This is a genomic window from Halomonas sp. B23F22_20 (genome assembly GCF_043496985.1).
Classification (GTDB): Bacteria; Pseudomonadota; Gammaproteobacteria; order Pseudomonadales; family Halomonadaceae; genus Halomonas.
In genome coordinates this window covers 1-514 of sequence record NZ_JBIEKH010000153.1, presented here as the reverse complement: position 1 = coordinate 514, position 514 = coordinate 1, and the positions used below count along the sequence as shown (strand labels likewise).

Below are 514 nucleotides of genomic sequence, written 5' to 3'. Positions count from 1 at the left end.
GGTGATCAGCCGATGGATCCGCTACTACAACGACGTACGGCCACATCAGTCTCTGGGCTATGTGGCTCCCCGAGCACACCCAGCATTAGCCGCGTAGGGTGAGCAGAAACTAGGGGGTCATTACACCAGCTTTGCCCATGAATCGTCCGGCCCCATAAAATGGCCGCAAAATACACCCCCTGGCATCAGCGACTGAGAGATGCCATCCCAAACTCGTGAAAACAGAACTGGATCACAAAAAAACAAACTGGAGCAAGCGCTTATGAGAGAGGCTTTCGGATATTTAAAGCCCTCGAAACTGCACACTTGAGGAAACAGCTTCTCTCTAGAGCCCACCGGCCTCAGCTCTATTAATCTAGCTGTAGGGTCCCGGATGATCAGATGAGTCATAGAAGTTATCCTTTGCTGGCCGCCAAGGAGCTTCTTCAACAGTTCATCCGGGAGCAAGGATATGGACATCAAGCTACATAAACAGGCGACCACCACACCGAAGATCCGGGCCGAGATCCAGGCA

1 protein-coding gene and 1 pseudogene are annotated in these 514 nt (G+C 52.3%); one reads left to right on the top strand and one right to left on the bottom strand.

All coding sequences use genetic code 11. The features are described from left to right. The first annotated feature begins 1 nt into the window (after window position 1). On the top strand, window positions 2–97 hold the full coding sequence (locus tag ACGTN6_RS21075; RefSeq protein WP_394591451.1) for an integrase core domain-containing protein: 96 nt from the start codon (window positions 2–4) through the stop codon (window positions 95–97). A 23-nt stretch (window positions 98–120) separates the two neighbouring features. Here the strand turns inward: ACGTN6_RS21075 and ACGTN6_RS21070 are convergent. Next, window positions 121–514 (bottom strand): annotated as a pseudogene (locus tag ACGTN6_RS21070) (hypothetical protein); the annotation flags it as partial.